This is a genomic window from Synechococcus elongatus PCC 11801, from assembly GCF_003846445.2.
GTDB classification, from domain to species: domain Bacteria; phylum Cyanobacteriota; class Cyanobacteriia; order Synechococcales; family Synechococcaceae; genus Synechococcus; species Synechococcus elongatus_A.
Window position 1 is genome coordinate 283,889 of the sequence record NZ_CP030139.2, and the last position, 26,328, is coordinate 310,216.

Here is a 26,328-nt window from a genome sequence, read left to right on the forward strand (position 1 = left end):
GCTTAATGCAAGAGTAGAAGACTAATCTTGCATTGTGAGTATGGACGGAGCCCCTCGATCGCCAACCTGCTATTTCGTCGATGAAGCAGGCGATGGCACGGTCTTTAATGCCAAGGGCAAAGTCATCATTGGGACACAAGGCTGTTCTCGTTTTTTCATGCTCGGCCTCTTGCAAGTCGAAGACCCCGATCGCATTGGCCAAGAACTAGAGGACTTACGGAAAGAAATCCTCGCAGATCCAAACCTCGCCCATATTCCCTCTCTCCAACCCGATCGCCGCAAGACTGCGATCGCCTTTCATGCCAAGGATGATCATCCTTTAGTCAGGGAACGAGTTTTCCACCTGATTGAGAAGCACCAGTCGCAGCTCAAGTTCTTCGCGGTGATTCGCTGCAAAACGGCGCTACTCCAATACATTTACGAGCGCCAGCGCCAATCCGAAGACTACCGCTACCGAGACAACGAGCTCTATGACTACCTCGTGCGCAGGCTCTTCCGCGATCGCCTGCATACTCAAGAGGCCTATCGCATCTTCTTTGCCAAGCGTGGCAATTCCGATCGCACCAAGGCTTTGAAAGCTGCTCTCCAAGGCGCGATCGCTAATCTGGAATCAGCCAAGGGCATCCGTTCTACAGCGGCGATCGAAGTTGAGTCCGTTCTATCGAGAGAGCAGCCCTGCCTACAGCTGGCGGATTACTTTCTCTGGGTCGTGCAACGGCTTTTCGAGAAGCAGGAAGATCAGTACCTGCAGCAAGTCCTACCGGCTCTCAGTCTGATTGTCGATATTGATGATGCGACTCGCCAGCCCTTTGGTCGCTACTACTCACGTCAGAAGCCGATTAGCCTAGCTGAGATTCAAAAAGCTAGACCCGAGATATAGGATTACCGACTCAGGGAAGGTAATCACACGGCGTGGAGCCGAATTTTGTCTCGGGTCACCTATAGTCTATCCCACTCAGCAGGAAAACGCTCTAGGGGCAACGTGAGGAGCAGCGATCGCTGTACTGATGCAAGGTTTTAAGAGATCCAGCACTACTCAACAGTAATGGGATGAGTCTTATCTGTTTTTCGGTATACTCATACAGAAATTCAAGTCAAAATATGAAATTCAGTTTTTACAAGATGTTCTCTATTTCAGTTCTTAGTCTTCTCTCACTTTCATCACTTACTGGTTGTAATCAAGAAAAAGATAATAATCACTCTGAAGGAACTACAGTACAAAAGAGTACTCGGCTAGCTTCAGTTAAAGAATGGATAGTAGAGCCGGGGTGGGTCACGATTGGTAGTGATCCACAAGGAACTAGAGCTCAAATCAGACAAACACAGCAGATTTCTCCTGAAAAACCAATCTTTAGAACAGAGTTTCGATATCTAGATCGACTTAACCCACTCTCAGGTATTAGAGAAGATAATTGTCTTCAGGAGAATACAAAATTTACACAAGACCCTCGTTATTTAGCGCAAGAGGATTCAGCCTTTCTAAGATCTGCCAAAAGAGCAAACTATAATGATATGGTCTTCGCCTATATTTGTCAGACGAGTAGTGGTAAGCTTACGCCTGGCTCCAGCGCCCAAAACGCTATTAAGTATCTTCAAAGTCTTGGCTATATTTTCTTTTACAAAAAAAGCCCTGAGTCTGATGGAAAAATGCGTGATTTTAACTCTAGATATCTGACTGAATGTCAGTTTAATGTATCTAGTTGTGAATTCCTATTTCAGCATCCATCTTTGATTCAGTTTTCCACAATTCTAAAAACAGATGGAAGAAATTTAATAGCAGTAGAGAAAGACTATTTATTTTTGAAAGATTGTGGTGCTCTGAGGCCAGAGATAGATGAAAAATGTATAGTTTTTAGAGATTACTTCTCCTATCGAGATCAGAATCTTGATTTTGCAATTCTTGACAATGCACAAGAAATGAGTAAACTCGTTGGGTGTAATGCACGTGCAATAACTGATGAGTGGTGTTCAAGCGTTGCAGAATATCGATTTAAAGATGGTTTTTTATATGTTTATAAATCTGCTACTGAACTAGGCTTAGATTACTCTTGGCTTCCTAATGCTCAATCTTCAACAGAAAATGATGGAGGTTATGAGCATTTTTCTCCTGCATATAATCAAGATTTTTTCACTCTTGAAGGTTCTACTTATACACAAGGATCAAATGATAATAGAAAGCCTATTGCTGCACGTTTTCAGCCTGTCAAAAAGTATATTTACAAAGATAAAAAAACTGGCAAACTGTACTGTAATGCCAGGCTAGATAAGTTGCCGCGACCCAACTATCATGAGGGAATTATTCGATACCGACCTAATTCTATTGTTCCCGAAAATGGCTATATCTGTACTGAATCTGGCTGGCGCTATGTCGATCGCCGCTAGATAAATCTGTCCATGACAATCTGTTAAACAGCAGTCTCGGCACGGGCAGACACCAGATCGATGATGTCGCAAAGCTGATCGATACTGTCATCCTCAAACAGCTCCTCTGGCCCCGTTGCACAGTAATTCGTAAACGGTGGCTCATAGAGTAGAGCCTTATCCATTACGCCATGAGTCGTCAGATAGTTGATGATTTCATTGACAAACTGAATCTGCGCAGCGCTATACAGCCGATCGCTTAAAAACTCACTAAACGCCTCTTTTGCTGCGTTGCGATCGAGACCGACCAAGCTGCGGACAAACCGCCAAAATCCCTGACTCTCCTGCTTCGCCCGATCGATCGCCGCCTGACTGCCAATCTTGTTCGACAGCAAAAAAGTTTCGAGCTCCTCTAGATCGGTAGGTGTGAGCGGTTGATTGCGGCGGAGACGTTGAATCGCCAGATGGCTATCGTGTTCCAGTAAAAACTTTTTGGCCTGCAAACGAAAGCGCGTAAAGTCATCGCTGGTAATTAGGGCAAAGGGATCCAGCTCCTGCGCTTCTCCGAGCTGATCCTCAAAATTGGTGTAGAGCGGTTGCCGTGCCGTCTTTTCAATCAGCCCCACCAAGCCCCGCAGGGTGCGCCGCACTTTCTCCAGCAACGGCAGAGTCACATCCTCCCACCAGTCTTGGGTTTGCAAGTCCTGAATCAAGCTGAGTTCTGCCCCCACCATCGGGATGGCGCAACGGCCTTCCAGTAACTGCGCAACGGTCTGTACCCGCGATCGCAATTTGGGATAGTCAGATGCCTGTTTCAGCAGGGCAATTTGCAGCTTGTAAAGCAACAGGTCAAACTCACGGGCGGCCTTATCATCACTGGGTAGTTGCGAGGGCAGCGTGGCGAGTTGATCTGCCAGCAAGGTTCCGGCAGTGTCATCCAGTTTCCGCCAGCGATCGCCGTCACTCCATTGCTGCACAGCCTCGCGGAAAGGCTTCACCAAAAAGTTATTGGGGTTCATCGCCTGAATTGTCTGCCGCAGCTGACCCGCCAGTTGGGCCCGATAGTCCGCCTCATCACGGGGTAAATCGGTCTGATCATCCTGGAGGCCGATTGCCTCAGGGGGTAGCGATCGATCGAGGGCTTGAATCAAGGCAAGGCGACTGCGGAACAGCTTGGTCGAGAGGGTTTCGCTGGGGCTGCTCTGTTCCTTGGCCATCTCCCAAAGCATAGTACTCCGCTTGGCTCACTAGCAACTCTGGTACCTGCAACGAGATCCGGTAGCACTCTAAAAACTTGCCCAAGACTCCCATTACATAAGCCTTGATCGGATCAGAAAAGCGATCCCCCTCAGAAAGGAATACAGACACCAGCTTCTCCCCTGCCGAGCCAAAGGGCTGATTATGGCGGCTGAGTGCTCGGTCCATGTTGCCCAGTGGAACCCCAAATTAGGCCAAGGCCTCGATGACCTCATCGCCGCTCACGAGGCTGAGAAATGGCATCAGATTCTAGATGCCACCCCATCCTTTGAAGCTTGGTAGCGGCGATGGATTGAAGGTGCGATGCTGCAACGGCTGCGCTTTCCGCTCAGTCACTATCAACCCTCACTTCAGGTTTCAGAACCAGACCTATCCAAAGCGATCGCCCTCGATGCGATTCCCCAGAGCAGTATCGTGGCGCTGCCTTCCGGCAAAGGCACCCAAGCGCAAGACATCCGGCTTTAAGCGCAGGCTAATGGCCACTTTGGGAGATTGCGATCGGGGTCTGCTGTTGCGCTTGCCGCCTTGCTTGAGCACCACTCGACTGAGCATTTCATCTGTCAACTCGGGCAAATCGTCATCAGGTTCGCTGGAAGTATGGCGTGTAGCGGCGGATTTCTCGGGCATTGCATTTCCTCATAGAGAAGATGTGACGCGATCGCCCGCGAGGTGTAGCCAACCATGACCATGTGGTCATCGAGGAAGCTAACGGAGAGCACTCGCTTTTCGCCATAGTCGCGCCGGTTATCTTTGACCGCGAGATGATGACTCACTTTTCAACTGCCACAGTTTGATGGGTCCTTCATGGGTATAAGTTGCCAGAAGTTGACCATCTGGACTTAACACTACTGGTTTAGAAGCAATTCCCAATGTTCCACTTAGTCGCCACTGCGCGAGGCGATCGCCCGTTTTCAGCTGCCAGAGCATTAGTTCAGAACGATTTTCGCTGAGCAGTTGATCCTCTCGCTGATCAACCATCAGATTGAGGACACTGTAGGCATTAGCCTTTTGGATGATCTTGCCACTCGATAAACTTAAAAACAGTAGAGAATTATGCTGAGCAAGGATCACAGTCTGATCGTCAGGTGTTAGAGCGAGAGTCGTAATTTGTCCTTGTTGGTCACTAGCCCACGTCTGTTGAATTTTCCCAGTATTTAGGTCCCACTTTTCAATACGATTACCGTAGTCAGGGGCAACAATTAGACTGTCTCCTTTAGAAGAAATATCGAAGATTGGAAAGGGTCGGTCAATATCGCTCCGTTTGAGTGGAATCGTTTGCAGAATTTTGCCACTTTTAACGTCCCAGGCTCGTAGTGATGCTTGGGCATTTTCTGCTGCTGGCTTAATAAAACCAACAAGGGTACGACCATTCGGTGTGAACTGAACATCACCGCCACCATCCCATTGGTGCAGGAGCTGTCCAGTTTTAGAATCAATCACTTTAATGATTTGAGCTGTTGCAGTTGCTAGCGTTGTATTGTCAGGAGAAAAAGCGATCGCCTCAATTTGTTCTCGCTCAATATTCATTTTTGTATGTGGAGTCCCTTTCAGACTGATCAGCACCTTACCTGAATCAATCTGCCAGATTCGAACATCAGCAGAATTAGCGACTGCTAAGCGCCGACCATCTGGACTAAAGGCCATACAGCAGACAAAGGGCGACTCGTTGGGAACTGTACTGACTAATGGCAATGATTCAGCGAGGAGAGGCGGCTCTGGCGCTCGTAAATCCTTGAGATAAAACCCAGCAAATAAGAAGAGGTAAATTCCCACAAATGAAATCCATCCCTGCTTCAGACTGAGTCGATTCGAAAAGAGCAAACCAAATACACTGCCAATAATGCCCCCGAGGATAGATCCCAGAGGAATCAATATCACTAGAATAAAGTTCAGAATAATAGCAGCGTAAGCATCACCACTCAGCACAGGTTGGCCAATCATGGGCAAAATAGCAACGAGGAATACTCCTAAGAAAGAGCCCAAAATGGCTGGAAGGGATTGCACTTCTCGACGTCTGAAGAGTGCTCTAACGATTGAGTTGAGAATGCTGCCAACGATTGCCCCAATGATCAAGGCAAGGATATTACCGGCGATAAATTGTAATAACAAAGCCACTCTAATCTATGACTCCAGTCATTCGCAGTAATCGTAACGTCCCACTCAACTCCAGTCAGGCCTTAGGACGCGGTAGAAACCTACAAGACAAGCTTTATTTCAATTTATCCCCCCACTTGTCCTAGCTGATTAAGATGAAGATATTGAATTCCGTACAGTATTCATGCGCGGTGGAGCTAGATCTGGAGCCGGCCGACCGAGAGGGAGTGGGAAGTATGGCGAACCCACCAAGTCTGTCCGTCTACCACTGAGTGTGATTGAGCAACTGCCCCAGATCCTCGATCAGCAGCAGTCCAGGACAACCCTGAGCGAGGTGTATCGCCCGCAGCGCGGAGCTGTTTTAGCCCTACCGCTTTACCAAATGCCAGTTTCAGCAGGGTTCCCTTCACCCGCTGATGACTACATCGAGCAGAGACTAGACCTCAATCGGCACTTGATTAAGAATCCGGCCGCTACCTTCATGGCGCGAGTCTCTGGCGACTCAATGATTGGGGTAGGAATTCACAACGGGGACATGATTATCGTCGACCGTTCCCTTGAACCCCGTGACGGACAAATTGTGATTGCAGTCTTGAACGGCGAACTGACCGTGAAGCGCCTGCGCCAAGACCGCCAACGGCTATTCCTACAAGCCGAGAACCCGAACTATCCCGACCTTGAGATTACTGACGCCAGTGCCTTCCAAATTTGGGGAGTCGTGACCAATGTTATTCATACGCTCTGAGTTCTCAATTATTGGGACTCTGAAATGTTTGCTCTTGTAGATTGCAACAACTTCTACGTCTCCTGTGAACGGGTCTTTAATCCCAAACTCCACGGTCAGCCTGTGGTTGTTCTCTCCAACAACGACGGCTGTGTGATCGCCCGCTCCGCCGAGGTGAAAGCCCTGGGAATTCCTATGGGGATCCCATTCTTCAAAGTCAAAGACCTAGTGACGCAACATCAGATTCAGGTCTTCTCCAGCAACTACGCCCTCTACGGCGACATGAGCCAGCGGGTGATGCAAACCCTAGCAACGCTCTGTCCAGAGCTGGAAGTCTATTCAATTGACGAAGCCTTCTTAGACTTTTCTGGGTTTCAATCCCAACCGCTGCAGCAAGGTCAATTAATTCGTCAGACCGTGGGTCAGTGGACAGGCATCCCTGTCTCGATTGGGATTGCTGCCACGAAGGTCCTAGCAAAAGTGGCAAACAAACTGGCCAAGCAGAACGGCGGTGTATTTGTCCTATCGCCCTCAAAGGTTTCCGAAGTCCTCGCCACGCTGCCGGTTGAAGATGTTTGGGGCATCTCTGGTCGTTGGGGTCAGAGATTACGAGCATTGAAGATCAACACTGCTGCTGAACTACAGTCGGCCAACCTTGCTCTAATTCGTCAGCAGTTCAACGTGGTGCTGGAACGGATTGTGCGAGAACTGCGGGGCGAATCCTGCTTACCCCTCGAATCCATCGTTAATCCGCAGCAGAGCTTAGTCGTTTCCCGTTCCTTCGGGCAGCCGATTACAACCTTGCCGGAACTGAAACAAGCTGTGGCCACCTACGTGAGTCGAGCAGCGGAGAAGCTACGGAGTCGGCAGCTGACGACTAGTTATCTGACCGTCTTTGCGCGGACGAATCGGTTTCAAGAGAACTACGAAGCGCCGAGTGCCAGTCAAGGCTTACTCACATCTACCAGCCATACGGGAAAGCTATTGGAAGTCGCCCTGCGTTGTACGGAGTCCATCTATCAAACTGGGCGAGCTTACAAGAAAGCAGGAGTGCTACTCCAAGGGTTGAGCTCAGACCAGTTAGTTCAGCAGAGTCTGTTTGAGGAAACCGGCGACGGCAAAGGTGAAGTGCTGATGGCGACCATTGACCGGATTAATCGGAAGTTTGGGCGGCAGTCCCTGAAGTATGGAGCCGTGGGAACGACTCAAGCTTGGGCGATGCAATCAAATCATCGAACGCCGCAGTACACGACGCGATGGCAGGATTTGCCCTTGGTCTTGGCAAGGTCCTGATAGGGCTTAGACACACCTAGCGATTATCTGCAGTCTGGTCTTTTGAAAAGGTGAAGGAAATGTCAAACCAGCGAGTACTGCCAGTTGACCAGCGTTTTTTCAATGATGGGGCTTGGTACGTTTTAAGCTCTACCAGCTTAGGGAATAGCGGTTTAGAACCTGGCCAAATTGTTGGTCAACTGCAAGGTGGCGTGGAAGCTATTCAGCAACTCATTGCAGAGGGGATTTGCTTACCTTTGTTCTTCCCTGGTGATTGTGCCTTAGATCAGGTTGTGGTTGTGTTGGGTGACTTAACCCCTGGGCAGGAACATGAATGGCTGGGTCGTATACAAAGTTATTTACACATTCCCTGCGGTGAGTTGATGTTGTTGGGTGGTGGTGGTTGCGAAGAGGATTGGGAGGTTGCGATTCATCATGCTGATCCACCTAATCCGCATCTGTTTAACTTCCAGAAGTTTACTATTCCTCCTGGGGACTATCTAGTTGAAGTTTATGCCTTTTTAGGAAGTATGAACTTCAACTTCCATCTGGAGGAGATTCCTCGAAAGCAGTGGCAGCAATGGTTTCATCTACAAGATAAAACTAAAGCAGAACAGCCAGATTGGTTCAAGTTTTTATTAGAAAATGACTATATCGATAGTGAAGAGTTTGATTTGCAAGAGTACATTATCCGTTTAAGTCCATTGCAGGAAATACCTCCGTTGCCGGTATTAGACGAAGAAAATGCTTGGTGTGGCTATTACCAGTTTCGTCAGCCAGAACATTGTCCGAGAGGTATTTCTCGTACTCAGCTATTGGTGCAGTCTTCTGCAGCAGATCTCTAACTCTTTGAAACTAAATCCATCACCGAGATGGATGGCTTAAAGACTGCTGGTGATTTGCAAAGAGATCTCTACTTTTACTTGCCCACCGACTTGCTCCAGCCAGCGCACACGCCTGACCCGTCCTGAGTAGGGTGCTTTGACCACCAGAGCATCGAGTTGAGCTTGGACTGAGTTGAGTTCCATCTGTCGTTGCTGGGCTTGCCACTGATTGAGCTTGTCTTGGCGCTGCGCTTGAGCGATCGCATTGAGGAGTCGTTGCTCTGAAGCTTTGAGTTGCTGTTGAGCGACTTGGACTTGCAGGGCTTGTTGATCACGGGCGATCGCGGCGAGGTCTGCTTCCCGCTGGGGTCGAAGTCCTTGATCTGCGAGGGATTGAGATCGCTCCGCTTCGGCTTGCGCTGTTGTGAGGCGCGACTGGGCTTGCAAGAGAACTAACTGCGCTTGTTCCCGAGCGGCGGCGGCTTCTTGAGGCTGAGTGCTGGGCAAAGCGGGTGGCTGGGATAGCTCGAATTGGAGCTGTGCCAACCGTGCTTGCAGCGTGGCTCGACCGGGCCGGAGAGCGATCATCTGTCCCGCTTGGAGGCGATCGCCCTCAACGACTTGCAAATCCTCGGGCTTTTCAACCTCGAACTTGAGCTTGAGTTGTCGCGGTTGATTGGGTGCAGCTGGATCGGGTTCTGTGGGAGTTTCCACAGGAGCGATCGCGGTTTGCGCGGGATTGGGAGCTTCAGCAGTGGCGGAGCTGCAGGCGGCGATCGCCACCATCATCAGGATTAAAACAAGGGCTTGCTGGATCATGACTCTGCTCCTTGACGCTGCCAGTAGGGATGGATTTGGACATGGCGCAGCTGCACCCCAAAGCGGCAGAGGGCTTCGAGGGGCTGGAGCTTGGCGAGGCGGTCTTCACTGAGCCGAAAGCGTCGGGCAACAGTCCGCACCTCGGTCTGATCGATGGGGAGGACAACCTTCGTCGCACTGTTGTGGAGGACTTCAGCTGTCAGGCTAATGTCCTGGGGGACATGGGTTGGGACCCAATGACGAGCAGCCGCAAGAATTCACTCTTGAGTAGACATGGCCAATAGACTGATGTGGCTTCACAGTATGTCGCTCAGGTCTAACCCGCGATAGTCTCTCGAAACCATCGGTTGCTCCCGAGAGGGGTTAACAACTTCAGATTCATTGGCCTACTGGAAGCCAAGGCCGTCCGCTCTCCCCTTGATTTTGAAGAGATGCCCTAGTAATCGACGCCGCGTTTCAGCTCAATGCCACGCTCTGCATAGTGCTTGTGGCAAACCATTTCGGAGTGGACGCTAGCGAGGTGGAAGTAGGCTGGCGTTTGCTTGCAGCGCCCCGTGATAATCACTTCTGTGTCCCGGGGTTTACGTAGCAGGGCTTGCAGAATTGGTTCCTCGGGCAACAACTCTAAATCAACTGTTGGGTTGAGTTCATCCAAGATGATCGTTTTATAGAGCCCTGAAGCGATCGCGGCTCGTGCAATTTCCCATGCCCGCTCTGCTTCGATGTAGTCAATTTCCTGTTGCTGGCCACGCCAAACGATCGCATCTCGACCCGATCGCTGGTGGTCAACCAGATGCGGATAGCTTTGGCGGAGCGCTTGAATGGCGGCATCTTCCGTATAGCCGCTACCGCCTTTGAGCCATTGCAGAATCAAGACGCGATGTGAGAGATCCTGCCCAATACCCCGCCCGATCGCCTGTAGTGCTTTGCCAAGGGCGCTGGTGGACTTCCCTTTACCGTCGCCGGTGTAGATCTCAATCCCTTCCATGCCAACTGGTGTCATGGCTGGATTGGCATGGGCAATCATCTCCGAGTGCAAGTCGGCAATTTCCAGCAGTTGCGGAGGTGCCCCGCGGCCAGTAGCAATGATCTCAACTTCAGGGGGCTTTTGGCGCAGGGTTTGCACTACCTCTTCCACGGGCAGGAGGCCCAAGTCCAAAATCGGATTGAGCTCATCCAGCACAATCACGGAATAGAGACCCGAAACGATCGCCCCTTTGGCAATATCCCAGCCCCGGCGTGCCTCTTGACGATCGAAGCGGCTGATAGCGTCGGGACCAAAAAATTCAGCACGACCCGTGCGGACTTGGTCAATCAGATGAGGAAATCCCTGCTGGAGGGCTTCGATCGCAGCATCTTCGTCATAGGTGCGACCCGGCCCTTTCAAAAAGCGCAGCAACAGGACGCGGGACTGCCATTGATCGCGAATGCCTAGGCCAATTGAGCGCAGCACCACTCCCAACGCCGCCTGGGACTTGCCCTTGCCTGCCCCGTCATAGACATGGATTTGACCGGTTAAGCGCCCCGACTGCTGCTGAGCGGTACGGATGCCAATGCCTGAGCGCGCCATGCTGATCTGAGTCTGCGACAGCCCTGATCTTATCGATCTGCTGCAATCGCTGCGAGTTCGATAGGCTAGAGGGCGTTGCTGGGTTCGACATTCATGCTTCAGGCCAAACTAGAGCAGGTGCGATCGCAACTCCGATCGTGGCCTTCAGCAGTGGTGGCCTACTCGGGCGGCATCGACAGCAGCTTGGTGGCCTACCTTGCGTTTCAAGAGTTAGGCGATCGCGCCCTAGCTGTTACTGCGGTCTCGGCTTCTCTTCTGCCGGAAGACCTTGCCGCTGCGCGATCGCAGGCAGACTGGATCGGCATTGCCCATGAGCAAATTCATACTGATGAGCTAGCCAATCCCAACTACGCCAGCAACCCCAGCAATCGTTGCTACTTCTGCAAAAGCGAGCTGCACGATCGCCTCCAACCTCTCGCCCAAGCGCGGGGCTTTGCGGTGGTCTTGGATGGTGTCAACGCAGATGATCTCGGCGATCACCGTCCGGGACTGCAAGCCGCTCGGGAGCGGGGTGTGCGATCGCCGTTAGCAGAAGCGGGTATTGGCAAGCTGGAAGTTCGTCAACTGGCGCAGGAGCTGGGGATTCCCTGGTGGAATAAACCCGCCATGCCCTGTCTCTCCTCGCGTTTTCCCTATGGTGAAGCGATTAGTGCGGAGAAACTGGCACGCGTCGGGGCCGCAGAGCGCTATCTGCGCCAACTGGGCTGGCAGTCGCTACGGGTGCGATCCCAGCAGGATACGGCTCGTATTGAATTGCCGCACGAGGACTTACAGCGGTTTGTAGTAGAAACTGACTTACCCGCTCTGGTCAGCCATTTCCAATCCTTGGGATTCCGCTACGTCAGCCTTGATCTGGAAGGCTTGGTCAGTGGCAAACTCAATCGTGTGTTAGCGACACCATGCGCCGGCGATCGCTCCTAGCCGCTTTAGGGGGAAGCTGCGTTGGTTGGCTGGGCAGCAGTCAGCCCGTCTGGGCGAGTGCTGAGTGGGACTACGGCCGTCGCCGTGGGCCGCGTCGCTGGGCTCAGCTCGATCCGGCTTATGGGCTGTGTAAGCAAGGTCGTCAACAATCGCCGATCAACCTGCAAGGACAACCCTCGACCGTTGCCTTGGACTATCGCGATCGCCCCTTCAAGGGCATCCTGCAATCGGCACCGCATTCCCTCCGCATCGACTGCCCTAGCGGTTGTGGCTGTTGGGAAGACGGTGTCTTCTACGAATTGCTGCAATTTCATTTCCACACACCCAGCGAACACTATCGCCAAGGTCGGCGTTTCCCTGCGGAAATTCACTTGGTTCATCGCAGCGATCGCGGCCAATTAGCGGTTATTGCGGTCTTTCTAGCGCCAGGCGATCGCCTGCACCCTGAACTGCAAGCCATTCTGGCCATGCCCAAGCGCTCGAGCAGTCAGCAGCTCACGACCGATTTACAACCCTCAGTCTTCCTGCCCCGCGATCGCACGGTCTGGCGCTACTCCGGTTCCCTAACGACCCCACCTTGCTCTGAGCCGGTGCTGTGGCGAGTTTGCGATCGACCCCTCTTGATTGCTCGGTCACAACTGCGGCAGCTCCGACAACGCCTCGGTGTCAATGCTCGGCCGCTACCAGCCTGAAGACTCCTGACGTTGTGCCATGACTGCTCACAATGCCCCCCGAGCCAGCAACGCCCTCCCAGCGATTGATTGGGTTGCTGCAGGTATCGCTCTCATCGAATGACAGTCCCTCACAAGCTGTAGCGTTTCTTAGGGCACCACTTCACTAGCACTAATTTTCCAGACACCATTTTCGCGAATCAGCTGATATCGAATCACAAGCCCCACATCTTGGCGAGTGTCAATGAGTCGGTTGTCCCGGTAAACCAGCTCAATTTCATCAACTTTGGCTTGAACTGTCGCCCGGCGATCGCCGTCACTGAGCTCCACGGATTCAACCGCGACTTTGTGGTCAAACTGCGATGTCGACTGCGTATCGGCTTGCTGGATTGCCAAACCCTGCCATCGCCGTAGGATGTCACCCGTCAGCACCGTCGCGAGGCGATCGCGATCGTATTGAGGGCCCAATGCTGCTGCTTTGGCGGCTAACCAGTTCTGCACAACGGTCTGCGCCTGAGCACGATCGAGGGCAACCGGTGCTGGAGTTGGGACTGGTGCGGGGGCCGGTTGGGGCGGAGTCTGAGTCGTCTGAGGTGGCTGAGTAGGAGGGGATTGTGAACGCGATCGCCAAGCCCAAACACTGCCACCCACAAGGAGTGCCACACCTCCGATCGCTAGCCAGCGGATGGGCAGCCGTTGAGAGGGACGTGCCGAGCGATCGCGACGGCGACGACGAGCAGGTGGAGCAGCCGAGGGAGTAGTTAAGGTCGGTAATTCGGTTGCCACCAGCGGCGATCGCGTTTCCAGCAGCTCTGTAGGCAGTGGCTCCGGAATGAGATCCGGTGGCAGCTCAACAATCGCATCCAGATAGGTCTGGACATCGGGATTGTCGAAGTAGGGCTGGAGCGGGGCAGCGGCGCCTTTGAGGTCGCGGAAGCCCGGAAAGACGGTGGTGGCTAACCAGTTTTCCGTAAAGCGACACAAGCCGACGATCAGAGCCTCGCCCTGGGCTAGAGTGCGGATTTGACTCAGGGTCTCCTCATCTTTGCTCTGGACCAGCAGCGTCTCTGCCTCCGCCGGTTGCCCCAGCAACAAACTGACAATCGCTTGCTCGAGGTGCACGTCCATGCGGCTTTGCAGTTCCCGCAGCAGCAAACTGGCGCGATGGATGAGGGCTGGCTGATGGTCGCGAAAACCGCGGGCAATCAATGCATAGCAGGCAAAAAAACTGGCGGCGGGTGAGGGTCGGCGGGCTTCGGATTCAAACAAGAGCTGCTGCTCAGCCAGCGTTAAATAGCCACGAATTTGCTGAAGAAACAGCAAGAAGTTATCGAGTGTCAGTCCCGATCCATCATCCCCGGGGCCTTCAATCCCTTGCCGGTCATCCAGCATCGCTTGCAACAGCAGTAGTCCCTGCTGGCGATCGCTATCGGCAGTCAAAGACTGGGCGAGGCGGTCCAGAATGCGATAGGGGCGCAGCTGGGCTTGCTCTTGCTCTAGGGTTCGGCTGAGTTCTAGAAAACGAGGGTGATCGGCGATCGCGGCTTGACTGCGACTGAAATTCTGCGCCGCTCGCTCGTAAAGGTTTTGTTGTCGGCATTCCCGTCCCAACGCTTGCTGGGAAAGGGCGATCGCCAGTGCCACATCGCTGCTGGCAAACTGGTCGCGCACTTCCGTGCTGGCTTCATACTCTGGCAGCAGGTCTTCCGCCAGCTGCGAAACGCGATCGTATTCCCCAAGCTCCAGCAGAATGAGCAAAGCCCCAATGCGCTGCCAGTCCTCAAGCTCCAGGGTGGGTTCAATCGCTTCCGCACCCCCCTGAAAAAAGCGGCGATCGTAGCGATCGCGCTGCTCAGAATCACTGAGCTCAGTAATCGCAGCCTCCAGCAGTTGTCGTCGTGCCTGCAGGGCCAGTTCCGAAAACTCGTGTGAGGGAACTTGGTTGAGGCGATCGCGGTAACTCTCGGCAATCGCATCCGCTGATGCCTGTACCCCAACGCAGAGAATTCGGTAGTAATCGAGAGGAATACGCACAGAACACCCACCAGAGCCGAACTGCCGGCTTAAGCCGACCTCATCATCCCAACTTGACCGTCAACTTACCAAGTTTGTTGAGCGATCAACGTTGTCTCTGTAGCAGACACTGGAATGGATCATTGCCAGTATCCACCAATCCGTCTGCAGTCATTCGCGATGGTTGGGCAGAGGCACCGAGCGCTAGCCCGCGACGGTGTCAAGGGTCACAGCGCTCCCGACAGACTGCTTTAATCTAATGAATGGCGATGCTTAGCCCCCTATTGGCAAGCTCGTGCTCAATCACTGGAACGCCGCCGCTATGGTTCAGGAACGTACACTGCCTAGTTTTCAGGCTTCTCAGGCGCAAATCAGCCGTGAAGAAGGCCTCCGCGTGTATGAGGACATGGTCCTGGGTCGCACCTTCGAAGACAAGTGTGCGGAGATGTACTACCGCGGCAAAATGTTTGGCTTTGTCCACCTCTACAACGGACAGGAAGCCGTCGCCAGCGGCATTATCAAGGCGATGCGATCGGACGATTACGTCTGCAGTACCTATCGCGACCACGTGCATGCCCTGAGTGCTGGTGTTCCGGCTCGTCAGGTAATGGCGGAACTCTTTGGTAAAGAGACCGGCTGCAGCCGCGGTCGCGGTGGCTCGATGCACTTGTTCTCATCCGAACATAATCTGCTGGGCGGCTTTGCGTTTGTGGCTGAGGGCATTCCGATCGCAACAGGTGCTGCATTTACCACGGCCTACCGGCGTAATGCCTTGGGCGATACCAGTGCCGACCAAGTGACGGCTTGCTTCTTCGGGGATGGTGCCGCCAACAACGGCCAGTTCTTCGAATGCCTGAACATGGCGACGCTCTGGAAGCTGCCGATCCTGTTTGTCGTCGAGAACAACAAATGGGCGATCGGGATGTCCCACGAGCGGGCGACTTCCGATCCAGAAATCTACAAGAAGGGTCCCGCTTTCGGCATGCCCGGCGTGGAAGTCGATGGCATGGATGTCTTGGCAGTCCGCGCTGTGGCTCAAGAAGCGATCGCACGGGCACGGGCTGGCGAAGGCCCGACGCTGATTGAGGCACTAACCTATCGCTTCCGGGGTCACTCGCTGGCGGATCCGGATGAACTGCGCTCGAAGGAAGAGAAAGAGTTCTGGTTGGCTCGCGATCCAATCAAACGGTTTGCGGCTCACCTGACGGAGTTCAATCTGGCAACTCACGAAGAACTGAAGGCGATCGACAAGAAGATCGAAGCTTTGGTTGCAGAGGCGGTGGAATTTGCGATCTCCAGCCCCGAACCGAAGCCCGAAGAACTGACCCGCTATATCTGGGCAGAAGACTAAAGCCAGTCTTGACTGACAAAAAATAGGCGATCGCTACAAACGCCTCGATGGGACTGAGTAGCGATCGCTTTTTGTTGGACAATCACACGGTTTCACTGGGATGAAAGTAGTCCCAAATTTGCTGGGCCAGAACTGCGCCAATGCCGGGGACCTCGGCAATCTGCTCTGGCGTTGCCAATCGCAGATAGTCGATCGAGCGGAAGTGTGCCAATAGCTCTTTCTGGCGCTTGTGGCCCAAACCAGGAATGTCATCCAAACGCGATCGCCGCATCCGTTCCGTCCGCTTTTGGCGATGGAAACTAACGGCAAAGCGGTGGGCTTCATCGCGCAACCGCCGTAGCAATTGGACGCCCGGTTGTTCGGCATCCGTTGGCAGTGGATCTGAAGCCCCCGGCAAGAAAATTTCCTCGCGCTTCTTAGCCAAGCTGCAGAGCTTGACATCCTCTAGGAGATTCAAATCGCGCAGGACTTCAACAACGGCTGAGAGTTGTCCTTTGCCGCCATCAATCATCACTAGATCAGGGAAATCCGCGAGGTCATCTGGTCGTAATAAACTACCCTGCCGTTGTTCACTCGGTGCTAAAGACTCCCCGCGGGCTTTTGCTTCAGCAAACTTGCGGAAACGACGCTGCAAAACCTCCGCCAAGCTGGCAAAGTCATCGGAGTGACCCGCCCGAACTTCGGGGTTACGGATTTTGTAGCGGCGATAGTGTTGCTTGGCGGGCAAGCCATCAATAAAAACCACTTGCGAAGCCACCGCATCCGAGCCTTGGATATGGGAAATGTCATAGCCTTCGATGCGGCGCGGCAGCTCGGGTAAGTCCAACAGATCAGCAAGATCAATCAAGGCTGCTGCGTGGCGTTCTGCCGATTGCTGAGTTCTGGCGAGTTCGTACTCTGCATTGCGCTCAACCATCGCAATCAAATCAGCTTTGATCTGTCGCTGCGGCGATAGGATTTCAACCTTGCGCCCCCGTCGTTCTGATAGCCAAGCTTCCAGTAGTTCTGCTTCAGGTAGGTCGTGCTGGACAAGGACTTCCTGCGGAATTTCCACCGAATCAACGCCCGCATAGTGCTCTTCCAACACCCGTTGTGCGATCGCGGCAGGCGTACCGGACTGGGCATCGGCGACAAACCCTAGACGACCCACCAATTTGCCGGCACGAATCTGAAAGAGCTGAACGCAAGCGTGCTGTTCATCCATGGCCAGCGCGATCGCATCTCGTGAGATTCGGTCATCGGGGAGCTGGACTTTTTGCTCAGCCCCTAACCCTTCGAGTCCACGAATTTGATCGCGGATCTTGGCAGCCCTTTCAAACTCAAGATTTTCAGCGGCTTGCAGCATTTGCGACTCAAGCAGTTCGACCAACTCGCTACTGCGCCCTTGGAAGATCATTGCGACTTTCTGGAGCGTCTTGCGATAGTCATCTGGTCGAATTAAAGACTGGCAAACGCCGGGGCAACGACCGATGTCGTAGTTTAAGCAGGGTCGATCTTTGAAAAGGGGTTGAGGCCTTTGTCGCAGCGGAAATAATCGCTTCACTAAAAAGAGGGTGTGACGTAGCAGTCGCGTATCAACGTAGGGGCCGTAGTAGCGATCGCGGCTATTTCCGAGTCGGCGCTTACGGGTGATAAAAATTCGGGGATAATCATCGCTCCAAGTAATGCAGAGATAGGGATATTTCTTGTCGTCCTTGAGTAGGACATTAAAGTGGGGTTGATGCTGTTTAATCAGGTTGGCTTCAAGAGCCAAGGCCTCAGCTTCCGTATCCGTAACGATGATCTCGATCTCACAGACTTGCCGCACCATTAAATTGATGCGGGGATTAAGGCGATCGAGATCGCGGAAATAGGAGCGCACCCGCGATCGCAGCTTTTTGCTTTTGCCGATGTAGAGAATGCGATCGCTGGCATCGCGCATAAAGTACACGCCAGGTTCAGCAGGCAATTCCCGCAATCGCGCTTCAAGGCGATCGGGTTGCTTCAGCAGTGGCGTTGGCGTTGCAGCGATCATGGGGCAATCCCTTAACCGCCTTTTACTCTAGCGGTCCAGCTTCTCAGAGCTGAACGAGCCGAATTTAGTCTGCAATCTGCCAGCGAACATAAGGACGGCCGCCCAGAATCGCTCGCTGACTAATCTGAGAAGGATTGGCTGGCGTGTTGGCTGGCAGCTCAACCCGAAAGGTTAAGCGACCGTCTTTCCAGATCAACCGATAGGGCAGATCTGCACTGGGGCGAACCTCGGCAACACAAGAGGTGAAGGCCGGTTTCAAGGGAGCTTGATACTCAGCCGTTTTTGCGGTGCCTTTGATGTAGCGAGCTCGGCCAGCCGTCGCGGTTGTTTCTGGAATCACGAGATGTTCGCCACCCCCCTCATACCAACGCCAGCTTGTGGTGAGCTGAACTTGAGCTGGGCAGTTTCCCCGTTGCTGCTGCACGGGGATCTGCTGTCGGAGGTTGCCAGTGCCATTCGCCGTCTCAGCGTTGACCGGCGGTCCTGCAAAGGAGATCAGCAGAAACAATAGAGACCAACGCAATGGCAGACAGCACGATGACATGGGATGACTGCACTAGATCGCCAATCCCAGTCTGGAGCGAAGGATCTCTAAAGCCGGATTCTTTAAGGCCGATTGCAGAGAACAGATTGAATTCCGATCGCCAGTTAGGGCACCCAGCGAGGACGAACTCCTTGCAGCGGTAGTGCTTCTGGTTGCGGCAGTTGCTCCTGGGCTTGCGCAAGAGTGCTGCTCGGCGGAGTCAGCGGGAGAACCCATAACTGGCTACGGGGACTAGCTGCTGTGGCGACATCGGTTGCAGTCGTTGGCGTTGCGATCGGTTGATCGAAGATCACCGCGAGGCCATCCGGTGCCAAGTCTAAGTTGACGGGGCCTTGGCGGGGGATTTTGAGGAGCAGGTTGCCTTGTGGTTTCGAAGTTTTCAGGTCAAAGGCAAAGAGGGAAAGGAACTCTGCATCATCTGTTTCGCTCAGCAAGCTGTAGAGAGCTTTGCGATTCGGTGCAAAATCAGCGCTGAGAATTTCGCCTTCGACGGTGCGGAGCTCCTGTCGCTTACCGGCGCTATCAACCCAGAAGAGGGACTGGCGAAAGTCGGAATTAAAACGCACCGTTGCAGCTTGGGTGCCATCCCGACTGAAACCCAAGACCCGCCCAAATTGGGGGAGAAAGTCGAGGGGATCGCTGCCCGCTTCCAAGGGTAAGACCGCCAAGCCCTGACCTTGAGCAATGACGAGGGAGTTGTTATCGGGAGCAATCCGAAACTCGCCACCTGGGTCGCGTTGAATGACAGTGGGATCGCCTGTGGCGGGTACCTTCCACAGCTCTAGGGCGGCATTGGGAATTTTTTGATTGCTCCGCAGCACGATGATCGTCTGCCCGTCAGCCGAGAGATCAAAGGCGAGATTTTGGTAATCCTGACTGCTCAGGATTTCTTGAACTTCACCGCCGCGCGATCGCAATTCACAAGGAGCGGGTTCGGGATTGCAGTAATTGAGGCCAGTGGTCACGCTGTAGAGTGCCGCTGAAGCGATTGTGGCGGTCTTTTGGCGAGGAATCGCGCTAAAGAGAATGCGATCGCCATGGGGATAGGGGAGAAAATCCAGCACGACCCAGTCCGGCGGCGTTAGCATCTGCTGCTGCTGTCGGGTCAGGTTGTAGAGCAGGAGTCGCCCTTCTTCTTCGCCGTCTACACCGAGGTAGGCGAAGGCGCGATCGTGGGTGCGAAAGGTGGATTGGAAAGGGACAAGCGGGCGTTGGGGCGATCGCTTCTCCTTGCCGGCCAAGAGCTGTACCGTGTATTCCAAGCCGTAGGGGAGCGGGAGCTCGGGCGTGAAAGCTAACCGGCGTCCTGCCCAACTAAAACGCCCGGGAAAGCTGGGGGTCAATTGAAAAGAGGACTCGATGGAGGCGGCATCCATCGGGCGGCTGAAGGTGAACAGCATCGCAGCGGCATCAGCACCCACCGATCGCTCAGACCAGTTGAACCAGCGCACCGTCGGTCGGCTGCGATCGCCTACGGAGACCAAGACGATGCTGCAAAAGACCAAAACTAGCAAGACTGCGATCGCCCGCCGTTCAAAGGGAAGTCGAAACCACACGCGCAAACGAAAGAAGAGCAGCACAGACCAGCCCACTCTAACAGTCTCGTTTCGCCTTCTCGAACAGACTACGAGTTGAGGGGTCATGGCTAGGGGCTGACGTCTAGCAATTCAAAGACGAATCCCAAGGTTCGTTAAGCTACGAAAAACACAGCGGATAGTCTTGCTATGCCTCCTCGCTGGCCTCGGAAACCTGATCCCAACGACCCAGCCTATCGTCGGCTCGAAAATCGAATTAACTTTGCCTTCCACATCGCCCTGTTCTCAGCGGTGAACTCAGGGCTTTGGTTTTTCCAGCAACTCCGGCATCCTTTTGAGAATCTTTCAACGGTGACCCTGCTTTGGCTGGCGGGGTTGGGTTTGCATGCCGTCTTTGTGCTGCGCGATCGCCCTGTAAATCTGAAGCCCAGTGAAGAAATCCGCGATCGCTCCTAGGTGGGGGCTAGGGTAGGGGTGCCCCAGACTCTGACACTGCGATGAGCTACGCCATCTCCACTGAGTTGCTCGAACAGCTCGCGGCCGAAATTGGTGATCAAATCTATCTGGATATTGCCCAATGGCACCTCTACTTGGATGATGCCAAGCTCAGTCGCCGTCTGGCTGAACTGCTAATCACCCCCCTCGAACACGGTCAGATTGACGAACATGCAGTGACGACCATCCTGAATCAATTCCCCGTCAAAGTAGGGGGTGGCAGGCGACAAATGGCGCTGTTGGATTTGATCCCAATGTCCTGCGTTACAGCGCTGATTGAGATTCTTGAAGAGTTTCAGAAACGACTGTGAGCAGGGCCTAGAACCCTTTATATTGAGCGATCGCTGCCTGCTGTCTGTCCTGCCCTGATTGCTGTTCAACACTTATGATTCTGATTGAAATCACCAATCCCCAAGACATCATCCGCCAGCGGGTCGGACGGCTAGCAGCCAAGTTGATCAATGTCGTTGCTGATGAACTGCCCCAAGTTGAAAAAGTGCTGATTGAAGAGTTGGCAAAAGAACTTGACCAGTTTGGAATTAAAGCGAATTTTTACAGTGTGAGTAATCTTGATATGCGCAATGGCGGACGATTGGAAGTCTCCATCCCCGTTCATCACGAGAAAATGATTTCCTAGCCTCAGCAGATAGAGGGGACTTGTCTATTGCATGGCTAGTCTGTCTCCGCCTTCTTAATGGGATCGGTGACTGCTTCACTGCCTGCCCAGTACCTATAGGGTCTGGGCTTTTTGCGGGGGGATCAATCCGCTCTAGAATGGTCAGCAGCGTAGGCTCGGCCCATGAAACTGACGGTGTCTCTAGAGGGTGAACCCGCCGCGATCGAGAGTGTGCTAGTGATGGTGCTGCGTCATTTGCGCAGTGGTCAGGAGATTCAGTTCTCGACGGCGATTCATCCAGAGAGCGGGCAAGGATTGGAAGGGCTGGTGGAGATGCAAGCCCCTGAAGAAGAGCTGGCCTTTTGGCGCGAAGCCCTCAAGTTGCTCGATCAAGCAGAGCGCCTGCGGTTGCAAGGCACGGAATTTGCGGACTGGCTGCGCGATCGCCTCAAGCCGATGGATATTCCGCTGGAGCGGAAAGTCTCAACCTACGCGCAGCTTTGCACCTTAGAGCGGGAGCAGTCGCCGCTCAGCCCGCTGAGCTAGGCGATCGCGCTAGAGCAGCGCGCCGGAATTGAGTACAATCAGACAGCAAGCTCTCGGGACAGCGATCGCCCGCGATCGTAGTCACAGGCTTGGAGAGGTGGCAGAGTGGTCGAATGCGCTCGACTTGAAATCGAGTGACCCAAAAGGTCCGTGGGTTCGAATCCCACCCTCTCCGTTTTCTCACCATCCCCTTACCGCTGCTATCCCGATGCGCGCTTGGATTCAAGGGAATGTGCTCTATATCCATGAGGATGATGCCCCGACCTACCGCAAGACTGGGGGCATGGTACGGAATTCCTACTTTTGGGCGCTGAAATCGATCGCAGCCCGAGCACGGCGCGATCGCCCTTGGGAGTTTGAAGCAGAGATTTGGCCAGCGCTCCAGCGCATGCTGATCTCTTTTTGGGAGTCCGGCTATCTAGGACTGTCAGAAGTCCAGCTCAGTTTTACGCCTGATCAGCCGATTCCGGAGAATCTCCGATCGATCTCGACCTACTCCGCCGAGGCAACCGAATCAGAGGACGCAGGCAGCTAGTTCGATTGCTGCTGAACTCAATCATGATTGCTAAAAGTGTTTAGACATCAACACCGAACTGTCGGCACATGATCTCTAAACCGCCTGAATGACCCTGGCCAACGGCTCTAAATTTCCACTCGCCGCCATAGTGATAGACCTCGCCGAAGATGAGTGATGTCTCGGTGGAATAATCTTCAGAAAGGTCGTAGCGCACAATCTCAGTGTTGGTCTCTTCATTCACAACCCGAATGAAGGCATTAGACACCTGGCCAAAGGATTGCTTTCGGGCTATGGCCTCATGAATGGTGACAACAATTGCGATCCTCTGTACTGCTGCAGGGACAAACTCTAAGTTAATTCTGATTTGCTCATCATCGCCCTCACCCTGACCGGTTCGATTGTCACCGGCAGCGACCACCGATCCACAACCTGACTGCAGTTGGTTATAGAAGACAAAGTCTTTCTCTGAGCGGACTTTACCGGTGTCAGCGAGCAGGAAAGCAGAAGCGTCCAAATCAAATTTCTCACCCTCAGTCCTTCGAGGGTCCCAGCCAAGACCGACAATGATTTTCTTCAGACTCGGGTCTGTTTTAGAGAGTGAGAGGTTTTGGCCCTTGGATAGCGAGATCGGCAAAATACAGTCCTCATCCTGTGATCGGAGACACCAGCAACCCTGTCACCTGAGAGCAGATGACTGATCAATGCGCTGTCATCATACCCAACTCTATTTCTAAATAATCACAGCGTGGGCTACGCGATCGCCCTAGGACATTACCTAGCCCGCAGTCGGGCTTTGCTGCCTGAAACGCACTACGCGATCGCTTCAGTCTTCGTAGGTCGCCCAAGAATTTGGCGTTTCAGAGACGGCAACCTTGAGCTGGGTACCTGCTGGCAGCATCGTTTTTGTTTTGTCGTGAATGTACTTCGCGATCATCTCTGCAGTCGTCTCATACTCAGGCGGCATGACTTCGTTGAGAACACAGTGATCGAGACCGCCTTTCGTGACATCTTTTTTGGCCCAGCGTAGCGTCCGAAAATCCGCCACCATAACAGGGTGTGGGCAGTATTCCGAAGCACTTAACTGCGCAGCGATCGCTTCAATCCGCACGTGATAGGTATGGCCATGCATCCGTCCACAGGGACCATCGTAGTCCCGAATGAAATGGGCACTGCTGAAGCTAAATTCGGTACTTAGAGTCCAACGGGGCATGAATTAAACCGTTTCCGCAGGCAGAGGAGTAGGGTCCACAGCCATCACGTCACTTCCTAAAGCCGCTTTGATCAAGCCTTGGAAGAGTGGGTGGGGATGGTTCGGACGCGAGACAAATTCGGGGTGGAATTGGCAAGCGATAAAGAAGGGGTGATCAGAACGCTCGACAATCTCGACAAGGCGACTATCGGGTGAGGTGCCACTGATCCGATAGCCACTTTCTAAGAACAGGCTGCGGTAGGCATTGTTGAACTCGTAGCGATGGCGATGCCGTTCGTAGATGATGTCTTCGCCGTAGAGTCGCTGGGCTAGGGATCCGGCCTGCAGCTTGCAGGGACAGAGACCCAGCCGCATTGTGCCGCCTAAGTCCACCACATCTTGCTGCTCGGGCAAGAGGGCAATAACGGGATGTGGGGTTTCTTGGTCAAATTCAGCGCTGTTGGCACCCTCTAGACCCGCCACATTGCGAGCCCAGTCAATCACCGCCGCTTGCATGCCCAGACACAAGCCCAAGAAGGGAATCTGGCGATCGCGGGCGAATTGAATCGCTGCGACTTTGCCATCCACGCCGCGAGCCCCGAATCCACCGGGGACAACAATGCCATCAACCCCGTCTAGATAGGCTGCCGGATCGCCGTTTTCGAGATCCTCGGCATCGACCCAGCGCAGCTGGAGATCAGCATCGGCACTGGCAGCCGCATGGCGCAGGGATTCACTGACGGAGAGGTAAGCGTCATTGAGCCGCACATACTTGCCCACGATCGCCACTTCGACGCGGCGGCTGGGGTTCTGGAGCTGATGAACCCAGCGTTGCCATTGGGTCAGATCGGGTTGGCGCTGCTCAAGTTGCAGAATATCGAGCACTTGCTCGGCGAGTCCCTCGCGTTCCAGCATTAACGGAACTTCGTAGATCGAGCTGGCATCCTGCGAGGTAATCACCGCTTCGGGTGAAACATTGCAGAACTCTGACATTTTTTCTTTCATGCCAGCTTGCAGCGGGCGATCGCAGCGACAGACCAAAATGTCGGGCTGAATCCCGATCGATCGCAGCTCTTTGACGGAGTGCTGGGTCGGCTTGGTTTTCATCTCGCCTGCCGACGGAATCCAAGGCACCAAGGTGACGTGAATGTAGGCGATATCGCGACGGCCCACATCCTTGCGGAACTGACGAATCGCTTCTAGAAACGGCAGGGATTCAATGTCGCCCACCGTGCCGCCAATTTCCGTGATTACTACATCAGGATGGGTATCTTGGGCAACGCGGTGAATGCGATCGCGAATTTCGGCAGTGACGTGGGGAATGACCTGCACCGTGCCGCCGTTGTAGTCACCCCGACGCTCTTTGTTGATCACCGCTTGGTAGATCGAGCCGGTGGTGACACTGTTCAAGCGCGACATCGGGGTGTCCGTAAAGCGCTCGTAGTGCCCCAAGTCGAGGTCCGTTTCGGCACCATCGGCTGTGACGAACACTTCCCCATGCTGATAGGGGCTCATCGTGCCGGGGTCGACGTTGATATAAGGGTCGAGCTTGAGAATCGAAACCGAATAGCCCCGCGACTTCAACAGTCGGCCCAAACTGGCGGCCACAATTCCCTTGCCGATGCTGGAAACCACGCCACCGGTCACAAAGATGAACTTAGTCATACTCTTCCAGCGTTCAGTCCCAGTCGCTGTTGGCACAGCGATCGACTCTAACATGGCGGGCGGGTTGCAGGCAGTACAATCGGGGCGAACTGTCGCCGAACCCCTATGGATCGCTCCAAACTCGTGGCTATTGTGACGGGTGCAATTTCGCTGTTGCTGGCGATCGCCTACCTCGTCCTTGTGCAGATTTTGGACAGTCGCGGTGGCATGTTGCCTGCCCCCACGGATTTAGGACTACTGCTAGGGTGAGTCGTTCAGCCTGCTGAGACCCTTGATGTAGTCTGGGCTGGCGCGATTGCTTAACCCTCTCACACGCCGTTCCGCTTGGTAGCGTGAGTTACCATAAGAAGGCCGTTGAGTCGGGTTCAGACCATGTCGCTCTTGGACTGGTTTGCCAATCGCCGTAAGACCGAACCCGTCGTTCACGACTATCAGGAACGGGAAATTGCGGATGGTTTGTGGACTAAGTGTGAAGCCTGCGATGCCCTGACCTACACCAAGGATCTGCAGGCCAATTTGATGGTCTGTTTGCAGTGCGGCCATCACATGCGCATCTACAGCGATGAGCGCATTCGCCAGCTGATTGACCCTGGCACCTGGCAGTTTTTAGATGAAGAAGTTTCACCCACCGATCCGCTTGGCTTCCGCGATCGCAAGTCCTACAGCGATCGCCTGCGGGAAACCCAAGCAAAAACAGGGTTGAGTGATGCCGTCCGGACTGGCTTAGGACTGATTGAAGGTCAGCCTGTGGCCTTGGGCGTGATGGACTTTCGCTTCATGGGCGGCAGCATGGGTTCTGTCGTCGGCGAAAAACTGACCCGCCTGATCGAAAAAGGGACTGAGCAGCGATCGCCCGTGATCATCGTCTGCGCTTCCGGCGGTGCCCGCATGCAGGAAGGCATGCTCAGCCTGATGCAGATGGCCAAAATTTCAGGGGCACTGGAACGGCACCGCGAAGCAGGCTTGCTCTATCTGCCGATTCTGACTCACCCCACGACTGGCGGCGTCACGGCCAGCTTCGCCATGCTGGGCGATCTGATCATTGCCGAACCCAAGGCGCTGATTGGCTTTGCTGGGCGGCGGGTGATTGAGCAGACGCTGCGCGAGAAATTGCCTGACGATTTCCAAACGGCGGAATATTTGCAGGCACACGGCTTTGTCGATGTGATTGTGCCGCGCACCCAAATGAAGAAAACCCTAGCGCAGTTAATTCGTCTGCACCAACCGCGATCGCTGGAAGTGAAGATCCCAGTCCTTGAGTCGTCGAGCCCTGCAGCTGCTTCCTTCTAGCACCGCCGTAGTGAGCAGCCTCTCTCCCGTCGCAGTGTGG

General features: G+C 53.8%; 30 protein-coding genes and 1 tRNA gene. 18 read left to right on the forward strand and 13 right to left on the reverse strand.

Annotated features, from left to right (window positions below; translation table 11 throughout):
• Positions 1 to 40: 40 nt before the first annotated feature.
• Positions 41 to 880 (forward strand): DUF3800 domain-containing protein, encoded by an 840-nt coding sequence (locus DOP62_RS01335; RefSeq protein WP_370538837.1) that lies wholly within the window; start codon positions 41 to 43, stop codon positions 878 to 880.
• Between the two features lie 242 nt (positions 881 to 1,122).
• On the forward strand, positions 1,123 to 2,382 hold the full coding sequence (locus DOP62_RS01340; RefSeq protein WP_208673196.1) for a hypothetical protein: 1,260 nt from the start codon (positions 1,123 to 1,125) through the stop codon (positions 2,380 to 2,382).
• A gap of 23 nt (positions 2,383 to 2,405) precedes the next feature.
• Here DOP62_RS01340 and DOP62_RS01345 read toward each other — a convergent pair whose 3' ends face one another.
• Complete coding sequence (locus DOP62_RS01345) at positions 2,406 to 3,578, reverse strand: type I restriction-modification enzyme R subunit C-terminal domain-containing protein (RefSeq protein ID WP_370538838.1); 1,173 nt, start codon at positions 3,576 to 3,578, stop codon at positions 2,406 to 2,408.
• 184 nt (positions 3,579 to 3,762) lie between these two features.
• Between DOP62_RS01345 and DOP62_RS01350 the strand changes: the two genes are divergently transcribed.
• Positions 3,763 to 3,900: a DUF3854 domain-containing protein gene (locus DOP62_RS01350; protein ID WP_208673190.1), complete on the forward strand. Its 138-nt coding sequence runs from the start codon at positions 3,763 to 3,765 to the stop codon at positions 3,898 to 3,900.
• Positions 3,901 to 3,921: 21 nt separating this feature from the next.
• Entirely contained in the window at positions 3,922 to 4,083 is a 162-nt protein-coding gene (locus tag DOP62_RS01355; protein WP_261790102.1) for a hypothetical protein, read from the forward strand.
• Between the two features lie 95 nt (positions 4,084 to 4,178).
• Here DOP62_RS01355 and DOP62_RS01360 read toward each other — a convergent pair whose 3' ends face one another.
• Both DOP62_RS01360 and DOP62_RS01365 read right to left on the reverse strand, forming a co-directional pair.
• The gene (locus DOP62_RS01360) at positions 4,179 to 4,391 is read right to left on the reverse strand and encodes a hypothetical protein (RefSeq protein WP_208677109.1); all 213 of its coding nucleotides are present in this window, start codon (positions 4,389 to 4,391) and stop codon (positions 4,179 to 4,181) included.
• Complete coding sequence (locus DOP62_RS01365) at positions 4,363 to 5,733, reverse strand: hypothetical protein (protein ID WP_208673186.1); 1,371 nt, start codon at positions 5,731 to 5,733, stop codon at positions 4,363 to 4,365. The genes DOP62_RS01360 and DOP62_RS01365 overlap by 29 nt, the downstream gene beginning before the upstream one ends.
• A 163-nt stretch (positions 5,734 to 5,896) precedes the next feature.
• Between DOP62_RS01365 and DOP62_RS01370 the strand changes: the two genes are divergently transcribed.
• Genes DOP62_RS01370 through DOP62_RS01380 form a run of 3 tightly spaced genes read left to right on the forward strand, consistent with a single transcriptional unit; the run spans position 5,897 to position 8,553 of the window.
• Entirely contained in the window at positions 5,897 to 6,457 is a 561-nt protein-coding gene (locus tag DOP62_RS01370; RefSeq protein ID WP_208673184.1) for a LexA family protein, read from the forward strand.
• A 24-nt stretch (positions 6,458 to 6,481) separates the two neighbouring features.
• Positions 6,482 to 7,729, forward strand: coding sequence for a Y-family DNA polymerase (locus DOP62_RS01375; protein ID WP_208673182.1), 1,248 nt, complete (start codon positions 6,482 to 6,484; stop codon positions 7,727 to 7,729).
• A 59-nt stretch (positions 7,730 to 7,788) separates the two neighbouring features.
• Positions 7,789 to 8,553: a hypothetical protein gene (locus DOP62_RS01380; RefSeq protein ID WP_208673181.1), complete on the forward strand. Its 765-nt coding sequence runs from the start codon at positions 7,789 to 7,791 to the stop codon at positions 8,551 to 8,553.
• 36 nt (positions 8,554 to 8,589) lie between these two features.
• On the opposite strand, the gene DOP62_RS01385 is transcribed toward DOP62_RS01380, so the two are convergent.
• The 3 genes from DOP62_RS01385 to DOP62_RS01395 all read right to left on the reverse strand — a co-directional run bounded on the left by DOP62_RS01385 (position 8,590) and on the right by DOP62_RS01395 (position 10,921).
• Complete coding sequence (locus DOP62_RS01385; protein ID WP_208673179.1) at positions 8,590 to 9,351, reverse strand: hypothetical protein; 762 nt, start codon at positions 9,349 to 9,351, stop codon at positions 8,590 to 8,592.
• On the reverse strand, positions 9,348 to 9,491 hold the full coding sequence (locus DOP62_RS01390; protein WP_208673177.1) for a hypothetical protein: 144 nt from the start codon (positions 9,489 to 9,491) through the stop codon (positions 9,348 to 9,350). Before DOP62_RS01390 ends, DOP62_RS01385 begins: the two co-directional genes overlap by 4 nt.
• Before the next feature lie 296 nt (positions 9,492 to 9,787).
• Complete coding sequence (locus DOP62_RS01395; RefSeq protein ID WP_208673175.1) at positions 9,788 to 10,921, reverse strand: cob(I)yrinic acid a,c-diamide adenosyltransferase; 1,134 nt, start codon at positions 10,919 to 10,921, stop codon at positions 9,788 to 9,790.
• A gap of 93 nt (positions 10,922 to 11,014) precedes the next feature.
• Here DOP62_RS01395 and larE point away from each other — a divergent pair, with 93 nt between their 5' ends.
• Together larE and DOP62_RS01405 are read left to right on the forward strand one after the other, a co-directional pair.
• Positions 11,015 to 11,842 carry an ATP-dependent sacrificial sulfur transferase LarE gene (gene larE, locus DOP62_RS01400; protein WP_208673173.1) on the forward strand — a complete coding sequence of 276 codons (828 nt, stop codon included), beginning with the start codon at positions 11,015 to 11,017 and terminating at the stop codon, positions 11,840 to 11,842.
• The gene (locus tag DOP62_RS01405) at positions 11,821 to 12,534 is read left to right on the forward strand and encodes a carbonic anhydrase (protein ID WP_370538839.1); all 714 of its coding nucleotides are present in this window, start codon (positions 11,821 to 11,823) and stop codon (positions 12,532 to 12,534) included. Before larE ends, DOP62_RS01405 begins: the two co-directional genes overlap by 22 nt.
• Before the next feature lie 129 nt (positions 12,535 to 12,663).
• On the opposite strand, the gene DOP62_RS01410 is transcribed toward DOP62_RS01405, so the two are convergent.
• Positions 12,664 to 14,547: an IMS domain-containing protein gene (locus tag DOP62_RS01410; protein ID WP_208673171.1), complete on the reverse strand. Its 1,884-nt coding sequence runs from the start codon at positions 14,545 to 14,547 to the stop codon at positions 12,664 to 12,666.
• A 301-nt stretch (positions 14,548 to 14,848) separates the two neighbouring features.
• On the opposite strand from DOP62_RS01410, the gene pdhA reads away from it, so the two are divergent.
• Complete coding sequence (pdhA, locus tag DOP62_RS01415) at positions 14,849 to 15,877, forward strand: pyruvate dehydrogenase (acetyl-transferring) E1 component subunit alpha (protein WP_208673169.1); 1,029 nt, start codon at positions 14,849 to 14,851, stop codon at positions 15,875 to 15,877.
• A gap of 82 nt (positions 15,878 to 15,959) precedes the next feature.
• Here pdhA and uvrC read toward each other — a convergent pair whose 3' ends face one another.
• The 3 genes from uvrC to DOP62_RS01430 all read right to left on the reverse strand — a co-directional run bounded on the left by uvrC (position 15,960) and on the right by DOP62_RS01430 (position 20,027).
• Positions 15,960 to 17,891: an excinuclease ABC subunit UvrC gene (gene uvrC / locus DOP62_RS01420; RefSeq protein WP_370538840.1), complete on the reverse strand. Its 1,932-nt coding sequence runs from the start codon at positions 17,889 to 17,891 to the stop codon at positions 15,960 to 15,962.
• Between the two features lie 64 nt (positions 17,892 to 17,955).
• Entirely contained in the window at positions 17,956 to 18,414 is a 459-nt protein-coding gene (locus tag DOP62_RS01425) for a hypothetical protein (protein WP_261789797.1), read from the reverse strand.
• Positions 18,415 to 18,539: 125 nt separating this feature from the next.
• Positions 18,540 to 20,027, reverse strand: coding sequence for an Ig-like domain-containing protein (locus DOP62_RS01430; RefSeq protein ID WP_261789796.1), 1,488 nt, complete (start codon positions 20,025 to 20,027; stop codon positions 18,540 to 18,542).
• Positions 20,028 to 20,159: 132 nt separating this feature from the next.
• Here DOP62_RS01430 and DOP62_RS01435 point away from each other — a divergent pair, with 132 nt between their 5' ends.
• From DOP62_RS01435 to DOP62_RS01460, 6 genes are all read left to right on the forward strand, one after another.
• A complete protein-coding gene (locus DOP62_RS01435; RefSeq protein WP_208673167.1) occupies positions 20,160 to 20,426 on the forward strand; it encodes a 2TM domain-containing protein in 267 nt (88 codons plus the stop codon).
• 41 nt (positions 20,427 to 20,467) lie between these two features.
• On the forward strand, positions 20,468 to 20,776 hold the full coding sequence (locus DOP62_RS01440) for a DUF3181 family protein (protein WP_208673166.1): 309 nt from the start codon (positions 20,468 to 20,470) through the stop codon (positions 20,774 to 20,776).
• 74 nt (positions 20,777 to 20,850) lie between these two features.
• Positions 20,851 to 21,102, forward strand: a complete 252-nt coding sequence (locus DOP62_RS01445) for a hypothetical protein (protein WP_208673165.1) — start codon at positions 20,851 to 20,853, stop codon at positions 21,100 to 21,102.
• A 162-nt stretch (positions 21,103 to 21,264) separates the two neighbouring features.
• On the forward strand, positions 21,265 to 21,627 hold the full coding sequence (locus DOP62_RS01450) for a hypothetical protein (protein WP_208673164.1): 363 nt from the start codon (positions 21,265 to 21,267) through the stop codon (positions 21,625 to 21,627).
• Positions 21,628 to 21,718: 91 nt separating this feature from the next.
• Positions 21,719 to 21,802: transfer RNA gene (locus DOP62_RS01455), tRNA-Ser, on the forward strand.
• Between the two features lie 33 nt (positions 21,803 to 21,835).
• Positions 21,836 to 22,162 carry a hypothetical protein gene (locus tag DOP62_RS01460; RefSeq protein WP_208673163.1) on the forward strand — a complete coding sequence of 109 codons (327 nt, stop codon included), beginning with the start codon at positions 21,836 to 21,838 and terminating at the stop codon, positions 22,160 to 22,162.
• A gap of 40 nt (positions 22,163 to 22,202) precedes the next feature.
• Here the strand turns inward: DOP62_RS01460 and DOP62_RS01465 are convergent, their stop codons facing one another.
• From DOP62_RS01465 to DOP62_RS01475, 3 genes are all read right to left on the reverse strand, one after another.
• Entirely contained in the window at positions 22,203 to 22,778 is a 576-nt protein-coding gene (locus tag DOP62_RS01465; RefSeq protein WP_208673161.1) for a TerD family protein, read from the reverse strand.
• Positions 22,779 to 22,967: 189 nt separating this feature from the next.
• Complete coding sequence (locus tag DOP62_RS01470) at positions 22,968 to 23,354, reverse strand: 6-pyruvoyl trahydropterin synthase family protein (protein WP_208673159.1); 387 nt, start codon at positions 23,352 to 23,354, stop codon at positions 22,968 to 22,970.
• A 3-nt stretch (positions 23,355 to 23,357) separates the two neighbouring features.
• Positions 23,358 to 24,998 (reverse strand): CTP synthase, encoded by a 1,641-nt coding sequence (locus DOP62_RS01475; protein WP_208673157.1) that lies wholly within the window; start codon positions 24,996 to 24,998, stop codon positions 23,358 to 23,360.
• A gap of 105 nt (positions 24,999 to 25,103) precedes the next feature.
• On the opposite strand from DOP62_RS01475, the gene DOP62_RS01480 reads away from it, so the two are divergent.
• On the forward strand, positions 25,104 to 25,247 hold the full coding sequence (locus DOP62_RS01480; RefSeq protein WP_208673155.1) for a hypothetical protein: 144 nt from the start codon (positions 25,104 to 25,106) through the stop codon (positions 25,245 to 25,247).
• A gap of 123 nt (positions 25,248 to 25,370) precedes the next feature.
• The gene (gene accD, locus DOP62_RS01485) at positions 25,371 to 26,288 is read left to right on the forward strand and encodes an acetyl-CoA carboxylase, carboxyltransferase subunit beta (protein ID WP_208673153.1); all 918 of its coding nucleotides are present in this window, start codon (positions 25,371 to 25,373) and stop codon (positions 26,286 to 26,288) included.
• The last annotated feature ends 40 nt before the right edge of the window (positions 26,289 to 26,328 follow it).